Below are 21,961 nucleotides of genomic sequence, written 5' to 3'. Positions count from 1 at the left end.
TTTAAGTTTCTGCGAGCTACAAACTTCATTTCCAAATTGGATTTGTCTGCGTAATTTCGGCACAACTCCCGCATAACGTCCCGCTACTACAGCGGGTTTGGGATTAAATTAAGACCATTTTTCGGATTTGCCAAATCATTCAAATACAAAACCATCTTTCCATTAAGCCAATTGCCCAAATCCGTTGTAGTAGCTGTTATCCTCATTTTATTCCAGCCAGTTCCGAATTGCACCTAAAGCACCGTATTTATTGACTTTGTAAAATTTATAAGTTCAAAATAATGCATCAAAAAGCAACGAAATACTTGTATTGTTATACCTATTGTTGTACCTTAGTACCACGATGCACTAGATTGAAAACCTTGTATTTACAATACTTTCACTCGTTTGCATTGCTTTACAAATATAGTACAACATTTCTAAAATCCTAATTGTATGGCATCAGTTAAACTTATTTTAAGAACACATCAGGCAGACCAAACCGGACACAGCCCTTTGTATATCCGAATTATAAAAGATAGAAAAACGAAATTTATCACTACTGGAGTAAAGCTCAAAGAGAATGAATGGGATGAAGTAAAGCAGAAAGTAAAAAAGAACCATTCGAACAGCGCCAGAATGAATGCTTCGTTGTCTCAAAAAATTGCGGATGCCGAAGGACAGGTTGCTGATATGGAGCGCAAAGTAAAAACAGTTTCCATTAAGAAGTTAAAAGAAGCCATTAAAGGAAAATCAGTGGTCAACTTTTTTGATTATTCCTATGCTCGCTGTGAAAAAATAAAAAGCAATATTTCTTATGGCACTTACAAAAGCTACAAACAGTACATCAAAAAATTTGAAAAGTATTTAGGAACCCGTGATTTGTATTTTGACGACATTACTGTTACGCTTTTAAAAGATTACGTTGCCCATATGGGAACTGTTTTGAAGAATGGAGCAACGACACGGCACTTTTCGGTTATGATTTTGTCAATAATGTACAAGGAAGCAATTCGGGAGGATGTTATTCCGGAATATATGTATCCCTTTAGCAAACTGACTTTGAAAAAAGACACCCAGAAAAGAGTATTCCTCAACAAAGAGCAGATTCAAGATTTAACCAATTTAGAATTAAAAGAAGGCAAGAAAGCCGATTTGTGGAGAGATTTATTTCTTTTCTCAATCTATGCCGGAGGATTGCGATTTAGTGATGTTATCGAACTGCAATATTCGAATTATAGCATTGAAGAGCAAAGAATAAGAAAAGTAATTCGCAAAACGGGACGATTACACCAGTTTAAAATTGGCAAAGTGGCGATTGATATTTTGAACAAATACATCAAAGAAAAAGCAGAGCAGGATGATTATATTTTCCCGATTATCACCGACAAAAAAGTATATAATCAGAGCGAAGAAATGCGTTATTTTTTATCACAAAAAGAAAATCATTCCGCCAATTTTCAGCTTAACCGAATGGGCAAAACAATGAAGCTTCCTTTTACGCTTTCGTTCCATTTATCAAGGCACAGTTTTGCTACCAATGCCCTAAATAATGGAATGAGAATCGAGCACGTTTCCAAATTAATGGACCACACTGACATTAGTACTACTCAGATTTATGCCAAGATCATCAGCGAGGAACTGGACAAGGCGGTTGATAATTACATTTTCTAAAAAAATTAACTTAAAATAAACTTTTAACATAAAATGTTTCTTTTAAAGAAAGTAATTAAAATCTCATAAAAATATTAGCAAATATTTAAGAAATCCTTTGCAAAAGGATTTCTTTTTATTTATAATTTAGCGCAAAGTAAGGAAGTCTTTTCCGAGGAAAAAGAAATGAAATCAAGACGAATCAAACCTGAAAACAAGCAGATTACAAGTCAATCAGAAGAATAAAATAGCATATAAGTTCTATTTCAAAATTAATGTAAAAACATAAAATAACAATTTCCCCTGTATTCTATGGAACAACACATTCAAACAGCTCCGTTTGTAGAAATGATTGTAATAAAACCTACACAATCCTCCAACTCTGATTTTGATATTATTCTTAATGATAAGGTTACTTTGCAAAACTATTGTGATGCTTTAATAGACAAAATTTTTCAACTCACACAATCCGAATTTCCGGCATTTATAAATTACCAGTGTAGTTTGGTAAATGAGCCTATTGTCTGGCTTAACAAACTAGAAAAACTCATAACAAATAACGAAGCATTGTTTACGGGAAAATGCGCTTTAAGCCGTTACAATAAACTCTTTTATCTAATCGAATTAAAACGAAAAGAAGTGCAATCTTCGAGTGTAAAAGATCCTAAAGCTCACATACCTAAAAAGCACATCAATGCTGAAAATGAAGATCGTTATTTTTCGTTTTACGAACTGAAAAAACAGTTGGACAAAACTCCGTGTGACAAACAAAAAATCTTATTGCTGACAAAAGAAAGACATGATTACAAACAATCGAATATTGAATTCATAAATTTAAAAATTCCTTTATTTGACAAACAATGCACTAAGGAAATTGATCAAATCAATGAGCTTGGAAAATTAAAATTTGAGCTCGAAAAAGCCAATACCAATAAATGTAACTGTCAAAAACAAATCAACAAAATCCAATTCAACTGCAATGTAAATCAGTTTGTTGACATATACTATCAACTGCATCGGGAATTGTTTTCAAATGGAAAACCAATTATTGACGGCAACATCAATGATATGGTTGCAATGATTGTAAATTCATTCGTTGACAAAGACGGAAACGAAATAAGTCCCCAAACTGTCGAAACAATCCTAAAGCCATCAAGAGGCGACAAACGCCCAAAACCTCATAAAAGACTGGATATTGACAAACTCCTTTAAAACAAAATAGTCCCGCGGGACCATTTGGGGACTAAAAGACTTTTTACAACTTCCCACATTTGCACCATAACATTTAAAAAACTTTAAAAATGGATGCAATTATCTTCACAAAAGACCAGTTCACAGATCTAATGAGTAAATTAGACGCAATTCAAAGTCAGCTTTCTACAAAGTCAGATCCAAAGAAAGAAACCTTTCTGGATAATCAGGAATTCCTTCTTCTAATGAAAATTTCAAAACGTACCGCACAAACTTGGAGAGACGAAGGCAAAATTTCATTTAGCCAAGTCGGAAACAAAATCTACTACAAATTATCTGATGTTGAAAAACTCCTAACCGAGCATTACAACAAATCTTTCAAAGGAAAATAACAGAATCAGTTGCTACAGAAGCTATGATGTATTCAAATCAAAATTTGCAAATACAGCTAAACTGAACACTAATAACTGACCACTGAAAACTATCCTTATGGTAACAATATTTAAAAACTTCAACGAAGTTGTAGAACACAAAACGATTCTAACAATTTTGGACGAAATCAAAATAGGCAAATACAGGCACGCTATTGTTTATCTCCGTAAATCATTGTCTGAAAACAAACAAGAAGCCTACGAAAAAGCCAAAAAATCACTTCTTTCATTTACACCTTCAGCAAAATTTGTTGGAGGTCGTAAATTGGAATTCTTGGCAGAATATTCAAAATGTATTATTCTGGACATCGACAAATTAAGCCCAGCCGATTTGCAAAATGCTTCGCATTTGGCCAATCAATCTGAATTCACTTTTGCCAGTTTTATAAGTCCATCAGGAAACGGATTAAAAATTCTAGTAAAAATAGAAACTCCAAAAACCGAACACAAAGAAACATTCTTATTGATCCAGGAGCATTATGAAAAATTATTAAATCTGGAAATTGATAAGTCCGGCAAAGACATAACCCGATTATGCTTTTATTCCTGGGATGAAAATTTATATCTAAATGAGGATGCTTCTGTTTTTGTCACATCGAGCGCAGGCGAGATGTCTTTAAATGAAACAAAGCTAGAGCCAAAAACCATAAACCCAGAACCTACAACCAATACCGAAGCCATTTACAACCATTGCATAAAATTCACAGAAAAAAAAGTTCAATTCGTGAATGGCAGTCGAAACGTATTCGTACATCAATTAGCGTGTAACCTAAACCGAAAAGGCGTTTCACTTCACGAAGCTTTGGGAAACATTCTAACAGATTTTGGATATGACGAAAAAGAAGTTACTCAAGCAGTAAATAGTGCGTATGGAAACACTCACGAGTTCGCCAAGAATTCCCCTCCTCCGGAGGGGTGCCCAACGGGCGGGGTGGATAATCACAAACCTAAGAAACCAACAACCGCCAACAAACAACCATCAACCGATTTAGATGATTATGACGATGAAGACAAACCAAAACCAACACAAATAGATCGTTTAGAATTGTTTTTATCAAACAAATATGTTTTTCGTCATAACATAGTTTCAGGCAAATTAGAATTTCAATATTTCGGAAAAAAGAAGTGGAATGTAATGAATGATTTTATTGAAAACTCTATGCTTCGGGAATGTTTAAAAGGACGAATCAAAACCAATTTATCATCATTAAGAAATTTGCTTTATTCTGATTTTTGTGAACTGTACAACCCGTTCGAAGATTACTTTTTCAATTTACCATCCTATGATGAAAAAACGGATTACATAACGGAATTAGCCAATACAATCACAACTACAAAACAAGACCTTTGGCAACAATGCTTCAAAAAATGGTTGGTTGCAATGGTCGGATGTGTACTGGATGACAAAGTAATAAATCACACCGTAATTGTATTCAGTGGTAAACAAGGATTAGGAAAAACAACTTGGGTAGAAAAACTGGTTCCCAAACAATTGAAAGAATATTTATTTTCCGGAACCATCAACCCAAACAATAAAGATACGTTGGTACAACTGGCAGAATGTATGTTAATCAATCTCGACGAATTAGAAAACCTAAACCGTTCCGAAATTGGATCACTCAAAGAAATAATCACAAAAACCCAAATCCGGATGCGAAAAGCCTACGGGCACAACAACGAAACAATGCCTCGCAGGGCATCATTTGCAGGAAGTGTCAATACAGCACAATTCTTAAACGACAGTACAGGAAGCAGACGATTTCTTTGTTTTGAGTTAGAAGGAATCCAATACCAACACGATGTAGATATTAATATGGTTTTTTCACAGGCTTTATATCTTTTCAAAAGTGATTTTAGATTTTGGTTCGATCAGGAAGAAATAAAATCCATCACCGAAAGTAACGAGCAATACCAACTCCGAAGTCCCGAAGAAGAGTTGCTTTTAACTTGGTTTGAACCTGTGGAAAGAGAAAAAGCAACACTATTTCTAAACGCCTCCCAAATCGGGGCAAAACTAGCTGAAAGAGCAAAAATCAATATCACAGATGGAACAATAAACAAAATTGGTAAAGCATTGAAAAAACATAACTTCATAAGAATAAGTTCCAAAACAGGGTATGTTTATGCTATTCGAGAATTTACTTATGAAGAAGTAGATGAAAAAAACACCAATAATTCGAGTCATAATCGGCTCTAAAATTCAGTATGGATTAAAAAGGAGCTGATTGCACAGTTTTGCATTAAAAGAATAGATAAGATAGGATAACCAAAAAACACCTAAAACAAAAACTGTTTTTTCAAATTTTAAATAATTGGGAAACATAAGAGAATAACAATGCAATTCGGTAAAATAGGACAATCAAATTACACTCAAACAGCCTCTTAAATCTGTTTTTTGTTTCATAAAAAAATAAAAAAATATTTTATCCTTTTTTTGGTTATCCTATCCATAAATATCAGAAAATTCTCTTTTGCTTCCGATTGCTTTTTAGTATGTTTGTAGATTAGTAGTAATATACTATATTACCAAATTAAGAATAAACAACTAGCCTTTTTAATTCCTTAATTACAGACACATAACGTTCATAATTAAATAAAAATCAAAACAATAGTTTAATACAGGGGGATAAAATTAGTAATGATGGCAGACAGTACAAATAGTTTAACTTTTATAGAAACAGATTTACTCAACGAGCTATCGCAATTGGTGGAACAGAGCCAGCAACAAGTTATTGTTCAAAACAATAGTGTTTTAACGTTGCTTTTTTGGCAGATTGGTTTTCGTATCAATGAAACAATACTTCAAAACAAACGTGCCGAATACGGAAAACAAATTGTGTCGACAGTGTCGACACAATTGAAAAATCGATATGGTAGAAATTTTGAGTTGAGAAATGTTAGAAGAATGATGCAGTTTGCAGAACAGTTTACAGAGAAGCAAATTGTTGTTACACTGTCACAACAATTGAGTTGGTCGCATTTTGTCGAATTATTACCAATAAATAATCAGGAAGCTAAATTATTCTACGCACATCAAGTAAGCAGTCATTTAATGAGTGTTCGAGATTTGCGAAAACAAATTGCAACCAAAACCTTTGAACGTACAGCAATAGCAAACACCCAGACAATTCAAATAGAAAACAGCCTGCCAAATACTTTCAAAGACCCTTATTTATTAGACTTTCTTAATTTAGGAAATGCTTATTTGGAAAAGGATTTAGAACAAGCAATTTTATACGAATTAGAAAAATTCATTCTCGAACTAGGCAAAGGATTTACGTTTGTAGAACGCCAGAAAAGAATGATTATAGACGGTGAAGATTTCAATTTAGATTTACTGTTTTACCATCGAAAACTAAAAAGATTAGTAGCTATAGAATTAAAATTAGGAAAATTCCAAGCCAAGCACAAAGGGCAAATGGAGTTATACCTCAAATGGCTGGACAAATACGAAAAACAAGAAGGAGAAAATACCCCAATAGGACTAATCCTTTGCGCAGAAAGTAGCCGTGAACAAATAGAACTTCTCGAAATGCACAAAGACGGAATTATGGTTGCCGAATATTGGACAGATTTACCGCCAAAAAAACAGTTTGAAGAAAAAATACACCTACTTTTAACCGAGGCAAAAGAAAGAATAGAAAGAAAAAAATTGTTGTAGAAATTGAATAATAAGAAATCAATACCTATTCATACACACCAACTAAAACAATTACTAGAAGAAGTAAAAAAAAGTTATAGAAAATTTTGAAGACAACAAAGCCAGTAACTAAAAAAGCATACAAATAGAATAAAAATTCAATAATGGAGGAACTAAAATTTATAGATTTATTTGCTGGTTTAGGAGGATTTCACCTAGCACTTCATCAATTAGGTCACAAATGTGTGTTTGCAAGCGAACTAAATAATGAACTAAGAGAATTATATACTAAGAATCATAACACTGAAATTTCTGGTGATATTAATTTAGTTGATGTAAATCTTATTCCTAGTCACGATATACTATGTGCGGGATTTCCATGCCAGCCATTTTCTAAAGCCGGAGCTCAATTAGGATTAGAAGATCCTAAAAACGGTAATTTATTTTATAAGATAGTAGAAATATTAAATCGTCATAAACCTGAATTTATATTTCTTGAAAATGTTGCTAACCTAAAAGGACACGATGAAGGAAATACTTGGCAAGTAATTAATACTGAATTATCAAAGTTGTATGATGTTAAAGAAGAAATATTATCACCACATCACTTTGGCATTCCTCAACACCGTTCAAGATTTTATATTGTTGGAAGATTAAAAGAAAAAGGAGGATTATGTGATTTTAAATTTCCTGAAAAAGAAGAAAATGAAAATAGTAGCATACATGATATAATAATTAAGGATGATGATGATTTTATGACACTTAGGGAAACTACTAAAAATCATTTATTAATCTGGCAAGAATTTTTGAATAATTTAAAACCTGAAGAAGTTCCAAGATTTCCTATTTGGGCAATGGAATTTGGTGCAAATTACCCATTTGAAACTATAGCACCTATAAAACAGAAAGCCTCTGACTTAATAAAATTCAAAGGAGCATTTGGATGTTCAATACAAGGGAATTCACTTGATGATATACTTAAATGTTTACCTATTTATTCACAAGATGGTCTGAAATCTAATCAGACCGAATTTCCGCATTGGAAAAAATATTACATAAAAGCTAATAGAGAATTTTATCAAAAGCATAAAGAATGGTTAGATAATTGGATTCCAAAGATTTTAGAATTTGAAAATAGTCATCAAAAATTCGAATGGAATTGTGGTGATAAAGGTCCTCTTACAATTGAAGACAAAATAGTACAATTCAGACCATCTGGAATACGAGTAAAAATGCCTACTTATTCACCAGCTCTTGTATTAACAACAACACAAATTCCAATGTTCCCTTGGCTTAATAGATATATGACAAGAAAAGAAGCTGCAAGATTACAATGTATGGAAGGGTTAAATGAACTACCTCCTACAATTGCAAAAACTTTTAGAGCATTGGGTAATGCAGTAAATGTCGGCGTTGTAAAAAAAATAGCAATTAATCTAATAAGAGATTATGAGTAATGTAGATAATGTTTCAATAAAAATTAAGACTGGAGTATATGGACAGTTCCGAAACTTAAAAAACACCGTTTGGTTTGCATTGGGTGAATATGTTGACAATGCTGTTCAAAGTTTTGAAAACAATAAGGCAAGATTAATTCATGCTAACAATAACAAATATCAATTTGAAGTAAGAATAAATATTGATAACGAGAATGATTTTATAAAAATTTATGACAATGCATCTGGTATAGACATAGATAATTTCCAAAGAGCTTTTGAACCTGCAAATATACCCATAGATAGTACCGGCCTTCATGAATTTGGAATGGGTATGAAAACGGCATCAATATGGTTGGCTGATTTATGGTCGGTTAGAACGACAGCTCTTGATGAAAATGAAGAACGATTAGTTGAATTTGATTTAAAAAAAGTCTTGGCGGATGAAAAAGAATTATTAGAAGTTGAAAATATTAAGGCTGAATATTCAACGCATTTTACCGAGATAACACTAAACAATCTTTCAAAAAATGCGCCTTCAAATCATCAAATTGATAAGATAAAAAGGCATTTGTTAAGCATTTATAGAAAATTCATTCGTAATGGCGATATGAAACTTTTTATAAATGATGAGGAACTGGTATATGAAGAACCTGAGATCTTAAAAGCCCCTTTTTATAACGATCTGTCCGGACAGCCGATTGAATGGAAAAAAGAAATTAATTTCTCTACAGGTAAATATAAAGTCAATGGCTTTATTGCAATACTTAGTACAATGAGTACAAGTACACTTAATGGTATTTCTCTTTTTAGACGAGGTAGGGTAATTGAAGGTAGTCATGATGAGAAATACAGACCAAAAGTTTTATGTGGTCAAATAGGTTCTCCTAGATACAAAAGGATTTTCGGAGAATTAGAATTAGAAGGATTTGCCGTTAGTTTTAATAAAGGAAGTTTTCAAGAACAAGATGATTTAGAAGCTTTAATGGAGGCTTTAAAAGCAGAAATATCCAGTAAAGAATTTGATTTATACAATCAGGCAGAGAAATATATTAAGCCTAAAACAATTGAGGACAATAAAACAGTCGGGAAAAATATTGTAAGCACATTAAAAAAAACATCTAATAAAGAAGTCCTTAAAGAAAAAATAGAAATCTCAATTAAGGATATTGAATGTAGAACTTTAGCTGAAAATAATGTAGAATATTCTAAAAAAGCTGAAACCATTGATTCTCACGAAGAGATTATAAATCTTAAAGGCGAAAAGTACAAACTTATACTTGAATTGATTACTGAGCCATTAGTATCTGATTTATATTCTTTGATAATTCTTGAAGATGAACTTTTTGCAAGAAAAGTAATTTATAAAATAAATCTCGCACATCCATTTTTTGCTAGATTTGAAAAATTAAAAAAAGAAGAAGATTATCAACCAATTTTACTTATTATTAGATCACTTGTACTTGCGGAGATTATTGCTCCGTCACAAGGGACTAAAATGGCTGGAAATGTTAGGTTAAATTTTAATTCTTTTATAAAAAACCTTTAACATATGGCAGAAGTAATTAAAATCATCAGTGATAAGAATTCTGAATTCAAAATAACTCAAGGTTCTCGTACTCAAGATTTAATCAGTAGACTTACTAAATTAGATAGGGAAGAAAAGGAAACATTGCTATATGAAGCAGAAAGCATTTTAAAGAATTGTATTAATCCTATCCATACTATTGGGAGTACAACTGGTATTGCAATTGGTTATGTCCAAAGTGGTAAAACAATGTCATTTACCACATTAACAGCACTAGCAATTGATAACGGTTTTAGAATTATTATATATTTTGCAGGAATAAAACTTAATCTACTTGAACAGACAACTAACCGTTTAAAAAAAGATTTACTTACAGATTCGGTTAACAGCAAACATTTCAAAGTTTATCCAAGCCCAACGATGGCTCAAAATGTCCATTTAAAAATAAAGGGGAATTTATTACTTAACACTAAACCTGCAATACTTATAACGGTTTTAAAACACTACAAACATATTTCTGAATTAACAAGGATTTTTGAAACTTTTGAAGTAAAAGAAGCATTAGGTAATAATGGAGTTTTAATAATTGATGATGAAGCTGATCAAGCAAGTTTAAATACTTATGCTAGGAAAAATAGTAAATCTGAAGATTGGGAAGAAGATGAGTTTAGTTCTACTTATTCAAGTATCTTAAATTTAAGAGCTGTACTTCAAAATCATTCTTATATTCAATATACAGCAACTCCTCAAGGTCCATTATTGATTAACATTATGGATTTGCTTTCTCCCAAATTCCACAAAGTATTAACACCTGGTAAATCATATACTGGTGGGAAATTTTTTTTTGAAGACAATCCCGATTTAATAATCTCTATTCCAGATAGAGAAGTATACCATCACAAGAATAATCAACTTTCTGAATGTCCACAAAGTTTAATTAATGCTTTGCAGATTTTTATCTGTGGTGTTGCTATTACTGTAAATATTCAATCTAAAGAAGACTTTCTTTCTATGCTAATTCATGCTGATAGCCTAAAAGATGTTAGTCGTCAATTTTATGATTGGGTTAAAATGCTGAAAGATAGTTGGGAAGATCAATTGCAATTACCCGATGGTGACCCTAGTAAAACTGAACTTATAGAGCAATTTAAAGAGAATTACATTGAAGCTGTGAGAAGAATTGAAAATCCACCTAGTTTTAATGAGGTAATGGTTGAAGTTTTACAAGTTATTCTTGATACAAACATAGAACTTGTTATTGCTGGTTCAAGAGAGATTGATTGGAGTAATGCAACGGCACATATTTTAGTTGGTGCAGATATGCTAAATAGAGGTTATACTGTTGAGGGTCTGATGGTTTCTTATATGCCTAGATATAGTATTGGAAAATCGAACGCTGATACAATTCAGCAACGTTGTCGTTTTTTTGGATATAAAATGAATTTTCTTGACAGTTGTAGAGTATTTCTTCCAAACGAATCAATTGTGGAATACAGGGAATATGTTAATCATGAAGAAATATTTAGAACTAATTTAAAAGAGCATACTTTAGAAGAATATGAACAACTTTTGATCTTAAATGGTAATGTAAATCCAACTAGAAATAATGTCTTATCGAGTGATTTGATAAAGCATAAACTTAGCGGATGGAGACAACTAAATGCTTTACAGCACATTGATGAGAATAATAATTTTATTGATTCTTTTATTTCAAACCACACATTTACAAATTTTAAAGATTTTGGAACTCCTGGGAGACGCCATAGATATATAAAATTAGATATAAATAAAGCAATAGAATTTTTAAAGAATTTCAAAATAGCTAATATGCCAGATGCTTTACGAAAGTCATCTACCATTCAATATCTTAGATACTTGGCAGACAGAGGCGAAGTGAATCATATTTATATCTTTCAAACGGCATATTCAGTAGAAACTGGAAGGGAAAGGAGTTTAGATACTGAAGATGGTAAATTAAAAATTAGTAACATATTTTCTGGACCTGATCCAAAAGGTATTGATATATATCCTGGTGATAGAGCAATAAAATTTGAAGATTCTATATGTATTCAAATTCATAGAATCAGATTGAAACATTCTTCTATGCAATGGGATAAAAAACTAATGCACACTCTTGGTATATATTATCCTGAAAATTTTGCACATTCATTTGTTGGAATTAATAAATAAATTTATGATATCCATTTTTAAAATATTCCAAGATTTAAAGAATAAACCATCTATTAGAACAGATGGTTTTACTATTGCTAATTTGCCTAAAATTAAAAATCATAAAATTGGAATTTCCGAAAATGGATTGCCTTTATTTTTTGTTAAATGTGAAGATTTTTCTAAAGAAAGAGTACTAGACTATAATCTAGAATATATTTCAATTCAATTCAATCAGAAATGTCAACTTTTATCAAATGATAAAAAAATTACTGATGGTATCTATACTATAGTCGCTTTAAAGACTGATTCTGTAGACTTACAGGAATACTTTTTAAGTATATTATATTTTGTTATTTCCAAATTACCTCCCATCGCAAATCTGAAAGAACTTAAAATTGAAGTTGAAAAATTGATTAACTTATTTAATAAGTTCACAAAACTACCAACAAAAACAATTCAAGGACTCTGGGCTGAACTTTTAGTTATTGAACAATCAATTAATCCCGAATATTTAATTAAATCTTGGCATTATTCCCCAACTGACAAATTTGATTTCAACGATGGAATAGATAAAATCGAAGTCAAAAGTACTGCGAAAAGCAGAAGAGTTCATAATTTTTCTTTAGAACAATTAAATCCTAACAAAAATTCCAACTTAATTATAGCATCTGTCTTTGCAGTTGAAACAGGAAAAGGTAAAACAATATTTGATTTAGTTAAATTAATTGATGGTACTATAAAAGAAAAAGAGTTGCTTTTTAGAATTAATGAAGTATTGCTAGATACATTAGGTAAAGATTTTGAAAAAACATTTGAACATTATTTTGATTATCAACTTGCTGTAGATTCATTGGCTTTTTTTGATAGCAAATTAATTCCCAAAATTGAATCATCAAATATTAGTCATGAAGTTTCAAATATCCATTTTGATAGTGATTTATCAAAAATTGAACAATTAAAGAAAATAAAGACAAATTCTTTATTGCATAAATCTTTAATAAAACAAGCAAATTAATTAAGCAGAGAAGATGAGGAATATATTAGCCAAAGAACTTAAAATAAAATTCGTAGAAACACTTAATGAAATAGACAGTTTTTCTTATGAAGATGGAAATCCATTTCTTGTAAAAATTGACGAAAAGCAACTTTTTGTTTTTCTCAAAAACTTATCCCCCGCCTATTTTAAAAACTCTCCTGATGTAACACGTGTTCAATTACCGTTTAGTGATCATTTTAATAAAATATTCAAGGCTAATATACCTTTTGTAATTCTTGGTTATGACGTTGAAAATGACACAGTAGCTTGCTGGAATCCAATAAAAGTTAAAGACCGATTAAATGCAAAAAGTAATGTATCTCTATATTCAAGAAACTCACTTCAATCAAATATCAAAAAGAATGAATTTAAAACTGGTTTTCTTTCCAATGGCGAAAAAATAATACTTTTTAGAAGGGAAGATTTACACCTTTTTTTTCAAAAGCTACCTGTTTTATTTGATGATAATTATTTTAAAATTGACAATAGTGTAAATACTGTATCTGAGCCAATTGTAATTAATTACTCTGATAAACTTGATAAAATAACAGATGCTCTGGTATTAGATATAATAAACCCTCTATTAGAAAAAAATCGTGTCCTTGAGGCTGTTGGAATTTGTATAGACCATTATTCTTCCAAATATAGTAATATGACTTTCAAAGATTGGTTCGCTTTAGTCGACAAATTGTATAAAACTAAAGAAGATCAATCTTAAACTTAAGGTAGATAATATGAAAGAATTTGTATTAGATTTAATAGAGAAAAAGAAAAAACGCTATCAAGATGATTATAGCGAGATGTTGGGTGACTATAATCGTGAACTAGAAACAGTTAAGGGATACAATGGTAGACAAATATTAGAATTACTACAAAATTGTGATGATGAAGGAGCTAAAAAAGTTTTAATAAAACTTGATATAGATTTAAAAACAATTACCATAAGCAATGATGGTAAACCGTTTTCCCAAAAAGGTTACCGCTCGTTATTCATTGCTAATTTATCCTCAAAAACTACAAAAAAAAAGTACATTGGTAATAAAGGCTTGGGGTTTCGTTCCATAATAAATTGGAGTAATACTATCGAAATTCAAAGCAATACTATTTCATTAACCTATTCAGAAGAAAATGTAGCAGTTTGCTTTAATCAATTCTTTCCAGAAGAATTGCAAAAAGAAATTAGGAGTGAAGAAAATTTAAGCGATTATGTAACACCTATGCCTTTTTTAAGTATGCCAATACTTAACGATATTGGACAATTAGAATATGTTACATCAATAATAATTCATTATAAAAATGATTATTTTAACGACATCCAAAAACAAATCAAAAAAATAACGTCAGAAACATTATTGTTTTTACGAAACATTGAAGAAATTAAATTTGAAGGTTTTGAGGATAAAGATAATATCAGTTGCAAACGAGAAGCTATAAATACAGATAGTACTGATTTTGCTCCAAAAGGAAAAATAACTTTCAATGATTATACCTGGTACATTTTTGAAGAAGAGAAAAAATTACCAGAGGAATTATCGGATTCAAATAAAAAAGAGGAAGAACTTTATCAAATAAAAATTGCTGTCGAAAAAAACTTTGAACATTCTTCACCTAACTTATATTCTTTTTTCCCTACAAATATAAAATTAGACCAGCCTTATGTGTTACATGCTACATTTGATTTAGATGCAACTAGAAATCAAATAAATGATTCTAAAAAAAACAAGTACATTCTAAATAAAATTGTAGATTTTACTGTTAATGTAGCCAAATTTTATACTGCTGAAAAGGTTAGTTATAGACCATTAGAAATTCTAAACCATAAACATTCGGCTGACACACTCCATAATTTAGGTTATTATGATTTGATTCAAGAAGCAATAAGAGTCGAATCCGTTTTTCCTTGTATTGATAATACCTATAAGAAATTAGAAGATGTTATTTATGTTAGTGATCAGTTTGCTACTATGCTAATGAAAATTAAAGCAAATGATATGATTAAAGTTCATATTCTGCCTTTAGAACAAAACATACTAAAAGAATTTATTTTAGATACCAAAATTGATAGATCATTAAGTGTATTTGAGAATTTTACAGAACTAATAAATCAAATAGCACATTTAGATTTAAGTAATTATAATCGAGCTTTATTTATTAGTCAAATAGTTAAGGAATGTCAATTTTTAAAAAATAGTCAAGAAAATAAAATTAATTTCTTAGTCAATGATAAAGAAGAAATAATTAATGGTCATGAGTACATATACACACCAATTACGCTTAATAATAGTTTAGAGATTCCAAGTTATACCAATATTCAATTTATCAATAAAAATTTATATACACTATTGGTAGATTTATTGAATTACAATGCAAAAGAAAATCCAAATAAAGCTAGATTTATATACGATCAGTTAAAAGGATTTTGCAATATTCACAGTTATGAACCTACAACTTTAGCATTAAAAATCATTAGTGAAACCAATAATATAATTAAAGAAAAAACTGAAAATGCTTTAGATTATATTAAAGAAATGAATAAATGTCTGTATTCCAATTATAGAAAGACAGATGATGATGCAGTAAAATCAGTAATTCCGACAAGCGTTCCAAGCATTACAAAAAGTAAAAAAATCAAATTTACCGATGAAGTTTCACTTTCTGAATATTATCCAACAGGAAAAAAGACAACTTTGATTTTTGAGGAAGTTTATAATGATGATGATTATATAAGTTCCCCTTTAGAATTAGGAATAACACAATTTGAAGATATAATAGATGTTGAAAATTATTTAATTTGGTTGGGTGTAAATAAGTATGTAAAATATACAAAAGACAACACTAAGACTACTGAAAGATACTTTAATTATGTATTAAAATTTAAAGGAATTACTGATAGTACTGGAGGAAGTATTTTATTTAAAAATATTAATAACTTTGAATTAATATTGAGTAAATTATCCGTCAACAAACTTATTCTGTGGATTTATTTTGATGAAGAATTAAAAAAACAAATAAATGATTCATTAAACGAGGATGTAATAAAAAATTATTACAGAGTTTATAATATTCTAACAGACAAACCTTCTTTTATAAAATTTATAATTGATACAAAATATAATATTTCTTTTAAAAACCTCTTAATCGATGAAAGATATTATTGGGTAAATGATTTCAATATTGATTACAGGTACAAAGAGTTTTTAGAAATTGGCTTAACTAAAAGTAGTATCAATGAGATATTAGTTTTATTAGGAGCTAAAGACGATTTTAACCACATTTCTATTGATAAAGTTGCAGAGATAATAAATAGAATTCCAAAACAATTTTCAGACGGTAAAAAATCACAATCCTTCTATAAAAGGGCTTTAAATCATTACAAAATAAATAATAAAGTTTTACGAAAGCCATTAGACCTTTTTGCAGATAATGGATCAGAATTAAAACTGTATTCACAAAAAGAAATTTACTTCAATGATAAGATAAAATTACCGAAACGATTAAAACAAGATTTTCCAATTTTTAACTTTCCGGTTAGAGCTGGTGGTGCTGAAGCTATAAAATTCTTTGGTATAAATGATCTAAAAATTTTAAAAGTTGAAATAATTTCACATAACCCAATAGGTGATCGTACAAGTCAATTCAACGAATATTTAGATAAATTAAAACCATTGATTCTAACACAAAGAATCAATGTTATTGAAGAAAATAAATTAAGAAAAATTCAAGCATCAATTTGTAATAAAATTGAAATTATTTTGTGTTCGAATATTAAGTATAAAGTACTTGACAAAGAATATGAAGTGGCAGATTATGAATTTTTACATTATGCTAACGAAACTTATTATCTAAAAATTAGTGAACATGATTCACTAAATCATCTTTGCAAAAATTTTAATTTCACAGAAAGTTTTGCTGATATTTTATCACTTTCATTTGATGTAAGTGGCGACAAAAATGAATTTAAGCATCTAATAAGAAATGACTTTGATTATGCTTTGCAAAATGTAAAAAATGATTTTGGAGACGATACATTGCAAGAAGCAAGGGAATTGCTTGGTCTAGCAGATTATAAACAAGCATTTTGGCAGGCAATTTTTGAAGCTAAAGATTTGGAGTATTTTGAACACATAGACGATTTGTCATTAGAAAACTTAATTAATGAGAAGTTAGGTATCAGTTTTAATTTATCGGATATCGATTATGAAAATTTAAATCAAGAAATTCAATTAAGAAAAGTAGAATCACTTTTTGAAAATTTAAATTTAGAGTTGGAATATTTTGCTAAAAAGTATTCCTATAAAATAACTATGCAAAATGTTCACTTCAATTTTTTAAAAAATACAATTTTATCAAAGAAGAAGGTAATCAAAGCAACTATTTGGCAATCATTAGCAGATAAGGATATTGAAAGTCAAGCTCAATTTTTAAATGAAATCAATAAGTTTGAAAATTTTGAAGTTTTTGCAGAAAAAACAGCTTTAGAAAATGAATATAGGTTTTCATTAAAAATGAATGATATTTTAAAGCAATACATTGACTCTATTTATGGAGAAATTAAAGTTATTGAAGAAATAAATATTGATAAATACAGATATCAAAATCTTAAAAATTTTGATGACAATGAGCAATATGAGATTAATCATAGTGAAAGGTATAAAAGTTTAATTTATTTTGAAAATGCAATTGAATCATTAAAAAAAGAACTTGAAAAAGAGAAGTTGGAAGCTCAGAAAACATTAATTTCAAGAATGGGTAATTCAAATAATGAAATTTCAAATGATGTAGATCCAATTATTATTAGTAGTGATAAATTAAAACAAAAAAGCGTAAATAATAAAACAAAAAACAAAAACACTAACGTTTATACGCCTAAACCGAAAGACAACAAAAGACTAAAGGAAATAGGAAATAGTTCAGAAGTATTGGTTTACAATCATCTTTTAAAAGACTCTAATTACAAAGAAGTATATCTGGCTAGCATAGATAACGAAGGATTACATTATGATATAAGATATACCGATATTAATAATGTAGTGAAATATGTTGAAGTTAAAACCTTTGATAATAATTACTTTCACCTCACTAAGGATGAGTATGATTTTGGATTCAATAATCAAGATGACTATGAAATTTGGTTAGTTAACGATAAAAAAAATATCATTCCTATAAAAGATTTCTTTATAAATAAAAAATATGAAGTTGTATCAAATGAATTTTTAGTTTATCTGGAAATTTCAAAATAAATAATTAAATATTTTAGAATAAAAAGATTATTCACCATCCTAGGTAATCAATTGGCATCACTAATCAAGTTAGCCTTATTTTCGTTCGGCAGTTCTAATCAATCATCGACAGAAAAAAACTCCTCCATCAACTTTGTAGACCACTTCAAAGCACACAAAAAGTGGTTTTTTAAAAAACACCTCTGAAAAAAGAAATAGGAACGCTATCGCTGACCTTTTTGTGCCCGCCCGGCCAACGCTCAGCCACCGCTCCTGTGGTTTTGGGCTTCTGCCAACGCTCTAGTAGCACATTGTAGCTTGCTCCGTAAACTCCACAACTACAATAAGCTACTTCCCAACGCTCGAAAGCCCAAAACCACCCCAAAGCTATGTTACATAATAAGCCATTATAGTTCAGTGTGGCTGAACCCCAGCCACACCGAAACTATAAGCTCATTATGTAAAATAGCCCCGCCCCAACGCGCCCGCCCGAAATAGGAACCATATTTGCATTGTTTTTTGAAGATGCCATAGCTACTCCGAACTACGTTTTTCAGTAAATAGAAATCCTCTTTTTCACAAGAACAGTTAGGCATCCTCAAAAAAAAAATTTCCCCACAAGAGTATCGTTTTTCATTTGCCACAACTTCTAATTTCACAGAAACATACCAATAAGCAAATAAAAAACGATACCCTTGTTTCGCTACTGCCCCCGCACTACGAAAGTTCAGTAGGGGGAATCTTCCATTCCCCCAAACCCCCTTGGATGCAATTTTTTTTGAAAGAATGCCACAACCTCCGATTCCAAAAGAAAATCCCCAATAAGCATTCTCTCAAAAAAAACAGCGCTGATTCCCCCCTCATCCGAATGACCTCTGACAAATTTGATGATTGAGGCTTCCTTGCCTTCCTTTTTCCGATAAACAAACCCCTTTTTGATTGCCAAATGAAAGCTGTTTAAAGCCAATATAAGGGCAATGTATTCCGCCCACTTAAATAAAACGGTTAAAAATGAAGCAAATGACCAATTGAAACTGTCAAAAACAAAAAATGCCCCAATAAATGGAGCATTTAAAACTGATTTTGAGTTTTTTTATTGGATTGCTTCAGGTGTTTCTTCTGATTTTACAGCGGTTTGAGAAACCACAGAAATAATACTTCCTCCCAGAACCAAGTAGCCAGCTACTGAAACCAATCCAACAGGTAAAGCAACTGGAGAAGCTATGATTACTCCGCCAACACTTGCCAAAGCAATTCCAACGGTCCTAAGAACTTTAAACCATTTTGGAGTTGGTGCTTTAACTCGTTCTGCTAAATTCAAATTCTTATTTTTCATGATCTTGATTTTTTAAAATTGTTAGTTCGATATTGTGTACTCTTTTTTCTAAATACTCTACTTTTTGGTTCAGTAAGTCATTACCACTTTTGAACTCGGTTTTGATCACTAAAGCCATCGTTTTAACTTCAATCAAATCTTTTTCCATACTCTTGAAATCAGAATGTAATTGCTTGATGAAATAGGCTACAACCGAAAGTAATAATGTGATTATTGTTCCAAAAAGTACCGTGATGTTATTGATGTTTTCCATTGTTTGGACTTTTTAGAATTGAAAATTATTTTCAATAGTTATTTTATTGGTTTCAACTTTGGCCAGTGCAACCAATTTTGGATAAATCATTTTATAAGCTGATATGCTTTGAGAAACTTGATAATTGCCATCAATAAATTGGAAACCAAAACCGCAAAGGGGACAACCAGCAGTTTCTTTGATAGTGTTTCCGGTATGGATATACACAAAACTAAAATTGGGTAAACCAATAATCTCAATCATTCCTTCGTGAAGTTTTCCAAAAGCTCTTTTGTAATCCACATTTTTAGCACCATAAGTGTTCAATTTTAGACTAAAATTACCTTTTGGAATAGCAGTTTCCGAAGCTATTTTTATTTCCCTGATTTTATCTTCTAGCAAATAACATTGAAAAATTCCGTTGATGTACAAATGGCTCAATGTACTTTCTTTGCCTTGGGCAACTCTTATAATTTTAGTTTCCATAATTATGATAGATTGGATTAAAAACAAGAAATCCCTCAATGAGATCGAGGGATTTTTTGGGTTTCATTTTAAAATGCGTCTTCAACTTTCAAACAGCTACCGCTTGCAAACAAGTAGAAGTTTGCTCCAACTTGCTGGTAAAACTCAATTCCGATACACTGTAAAACAGTTGTGTTTGGTGTTGGAACAACTCCATTTGGCAAAGTTGCTGACACAGTAGTAGCAGGAATTGGAGCATACAAGTCCAAGAAATCACTGAATTGAATATTGTTTATTTCATTCAAATCAGCATCCATAGGATCATAGCTGTTTGTGGTGGCATTATATTCAAAATCACTCACAATAGAAAGTGAAGTAATCAGTCGAAAGTGAGTGGTTCCAGATGGGGCACTGACCAAATTAGCCGGATTAAAATCCGGAATTACAAATTCACAACTGGATCTGTCAACAGCGTGAGTTATAGAGTAAGGAGCATTGAAAATCCCGCTAAAGGAAATGTTTTTATTAAACTCAAATCCTTTTAAATAATTACGTTGAGTAGAGATTTCAATTTTACGATACCCTCTGGCCTCGGTTTGATCTTCCAAGTTGATTTTCTTCATTATAGAAGTTAATCTTCCTGTCACTTGACTGTCTGACATTTGCTTCATTATTTGAGATAAGCCAGTTCGAACAGATTTTCCAGCTTTGGCACAAGCGCCAAATTCGTTCATATTCTCACGAGTTCTCTCAAATTCAGGAGCAGTCATTACTTGGTCACCAGATGGTCCTCCAACCATGCCAGCGAAAAATCCTTCCTGTCCTTTAATTTTGAAGTGTCGGATTTCTCCAAGAGTTCCAACATACTTGATAACACCTTTTTGTCTTGCCATTGTTTCTAATTTTTAAAAGTTAATATTTGCTTGCAATTGCAGTAACAAAGTTCAATGATTACCTTTGATTATCAACTACTTAAAAACCTGTAAATCAATGCAATACAATGCAAAAGCACCGTTCGTAGTGGAAACCCATTGGCAAATTGAAGAAGTCCTTGACGGGGACAGCATTATCATTTGCAATCGTTTCACTCAAATGAAAAAAGAAATCCGACTTTATGGCTTGGATGCGCCTGAAGTGAAGATTAACAGAAAGATGAAAGAGGATGAAGAGAAAAGCAGTTTACCTGCCCAATTACTGCTTCAATTTGGTTTGCAATCCTTGCACTTCGTTTTATCGGTTGCACCTCCTAAAACGCCTGTAACCATCGTTACGGAACAGGAAAATTATTATGACTACTGGAACAGGCAATTGGGATATGTGATTTTGCCAAGTGGAGAATGCCTGAATGATTTGCTTTTGATCAATGGTTATGCAAAAGCAACCCATCAATATTACTGCGGAAAACTTGCAGAATATCAGGCTATGAACCGCCAAGCCCAGCTCAATGGAGTAGGGCTTTATAGCCTTGTAAAAAGGTTCTGATTTGTTATACCTATGTTGTACTAAATGGAATGTAATTTTAGTAAATACCAATAAAATAGGCTGTTCACAGGCGCATTAAGGATAAGTAGCTGTTGGCAGATGTTTTTTATAATCTTGCTTTCTTGTTATTATATTCTATTTTTCTATTTTGGTCATTTTTT

General features: G+C 30.9%; 16 protein-coding genes. 12 read left to right on the top strand and 4 right to left on the bottom strand.

Translation table 11 applies throughout. The features are described 5' to 3' along the window. Nucleotides 1-435: 435 nt before the first annotated feature. From ABEG11_RS18420 to ABEG11_RS18370, 11 genes are all read left to right on the top strand, one after another. A complete protein-coding gene (locus ABEG11_RS18420) occupies nt 436-1,653 on the top strand; it encodes a tyrosine-type recombinase/integrase (RefSeq protein WP_348825658.1) in 1,218 nt (405 codons plus the stop codon). A 291-nt stretch (nt 1,654-1,944) separates the two neighbouring features. After that, nucleotides 1,945-2,844: a hypothetical protein gene (locus tag ABEG11_RS18415; RefSeq protein WP_348825657.1), complete on the top strand. Its 900-nt coding sequence runs from the start codon at nt 1,945-1,947 to the stop codon at nt 2,842-2,844. Nucleotides 2,845-2,933: 89 nt separating this feature from the next. After that, on the top strand, nt 2,934-3,215 hold the full coding sequence (locus ABEG11_RS18410) for a helix-turn-helix domain-containing protein (RefSeq protein WP_348825656.1): 282 nt from the start codon (nt 2,934-2,936) through the stop codon (nt 3,213-3,215). Between the two features lie 97 nt (nt 3,216-3,312). After that, nucleotides 3,313-5,451 carry a VapE domain-containing protein gene (locus tag ABEG11_RS18405; RefSeq protein WP_348825655.1) on the top strand — a complete coding sequence of 713 codons (2,139 nt, stop codon included), beginning with the start codon at nt 3,313-3,315 and terminating at the stop codon, nt 5,449-5,451. A 441-nt stretch (nt 5,452-5,892) separates the two neighbouring features. Next, a complete protein-coding gene (locus ABEG11_RS18400; RefSeq protein WP_348825654.1) occupies nt 5,893-6,915 on the top strand; it encodes a PDDEXK nuclease domain-containing protein in 1,023 nt (340 codons plus the stop codon). A gap of 143 nt (nt 6,916-7,058) precedes the next feature. Then, nucleotides 7,059-8,351 carry a DNA cytosine methyltransferase gene (locus ABEG11_RS18395; RefSeq protein WP_348825653.1) on the top strand — a complete coding sequence of 431 codons (1,293 nt, stop codon included), beginning with the start codon at nt 7,059-7,061 and terminating at the stop codon, nt 8,349-8,351. Then, complete coding sequence (locus ABEG11_RS18390; RefSeq protein ID WP_348825652.1) at nt 8,344-9,879, top strand: ATP-binding protein; 1,536 nt, start codon at nt 8,344-8,346, stop codon at nt 9,877-9,879. Before ABEG11_RS18395 ends, ABEG11_RS18390 begins: the two co-directional genes overlap by 8 nt. Nucleotides 9,880-9,882: 3 nt before the next feature. Beyond that, on the top strand, nt 9,883-12,048 hold the full coding sequence (locus ABEG11_RS18385; protein ID WP_348825651.1) for a Z1 domain-containing protein: 2,166 nt from the start codon (nt 9,883-9,885) through the stop codon (nt 12,046-12,048). Nucleotides 12,049-12,052: 4 nt separating this feature from the next. After that, a complete protein-coding gene (locus ABEG11_RS18380; RefSeq protein WP_348825650.1) occupies nt 12,053-13,045 on the top strand; it encodes a PD-(D/E)XK motif protein in 993 nt (330 codons plus the stop codon). A gap of 13 nt (nt 13,046-13,058) precedes the next feature. Continuing rightward, nucleotides 13,059-13,784: a hypothetical protein gene (locus ABEG11_RS18375; RefSeq protein ID WP_348825649.1), complete on the top strand. Its 726-nt coding sequence runs from the start codon at nt 13,059-13,061 to the stop codon at nt 13,782-13,784. A 16-nt stretch (nt 13,785-13,800) separates the two neighbouring features. Next, nucleotides 13,801-18,306 carry a sacsin N-terminal ATP-binding-like domain-containing protein gene (locus tag ABEG11_RS18370; protein WP_348825648.1) on the top strand — a complete coding sequence of 1,502 codons (4,506 nt, stop codon included), beginning with the start codon at nt 13,801-13,803 and terminating at the stop codon, nt 18,304-18,306. A 1,072-nt stretch (nt 18,307-19,378) separates the two neighbouring features. On the opposite strand, the gene ABEG11_RS18365 is transcribed toward ABEG11_RS18370, so the two are convergent. From ABEG11_RS18365 to ABEG11_RS18350, 4 genes are all read right to left on the bottom strand, one after another. Continuing rightward, nucleotides 19,379-19,621 carry a hypothetical protein gene (locus ABEG11_RS18365; protein WP_348825647.1) on the bottom strand — a complete coding sequence of 81 codons (243 nt, stop codon included), beginning with the start codon at nt 19,619-19,621 and terminating at the stop codon, nt 19,379-19,381. Beyond that, the gene (locus tag ABEG11_RS18360; protein WP_348825646.1) at nt 19,611-19,874 is read right to left on the bottom strand and encodes a hypothetical protein; all 264 of its coding nucleotides are present in this window, start codon (nt 19,872-19,874) and stop codon (nt 19,611-19,613) included. Before ABEG11_RS18360 ends, ABEG11_RS18365 begins: the two co-directional genes overlap by 11 nt. Nucleotides 19,875-19,886: 12 nt before the next feature. Beyond that, on the bottom strand, nt 19,887-20,339 hold the full coding sequence (locus ABEG11_RS18355; protein ID WP_348825645.1) for a DUF5675 family protein: 453 nt from the start codon (nt 20,337-20,339) through the stop codon (nt 19,887-19,889). A gap of 68 nt (nt 20,340-20,407) precedes the next feature. After that, nucleotides 20,408-21,211 (bottom strand): hypothetical protein, encoded by an 804-nt coding sequence (locus ABEG11_RS18350; protein ID WP_348825644.1) that lies wholly within the window; start codon nt 21,209-21,211, stop codon nt 20,408-20,410. A 97-nt stretch (nt 21,212-21,308) separates the two neighbouring features. Here ABEG11_RS18350 and ABEG11_RS18345 point away from each other — a divergent pair, with 97 nt between their 5' ends. Further along, complete coding sequence (locus ABEG11_RS18345; protein WP_348825643.1) at nt 21,309-21,800, top strand: thermonuclease family protein; 492 nt, start codon at nt 21,309-21,311, stop codon at nt 21,798-21,800. Nucleotides 21,801-21,961: the final 161 nt, after the last annotated feature.

It is taken from the genome of Flavobacterium aestuarii, assembly GCF_040049115.1.
GTDB lineage: Bacteria > Bacteroidota > Bacteroidia > Flavobacteriales > Flavobacteriaceae > Flavobacterium > Flavobacterium aestuarii.
Note: the sequence above shows the minus strand (reverse complement) of the source record. Positions and strands in the feature narration are given on the sequence as shown.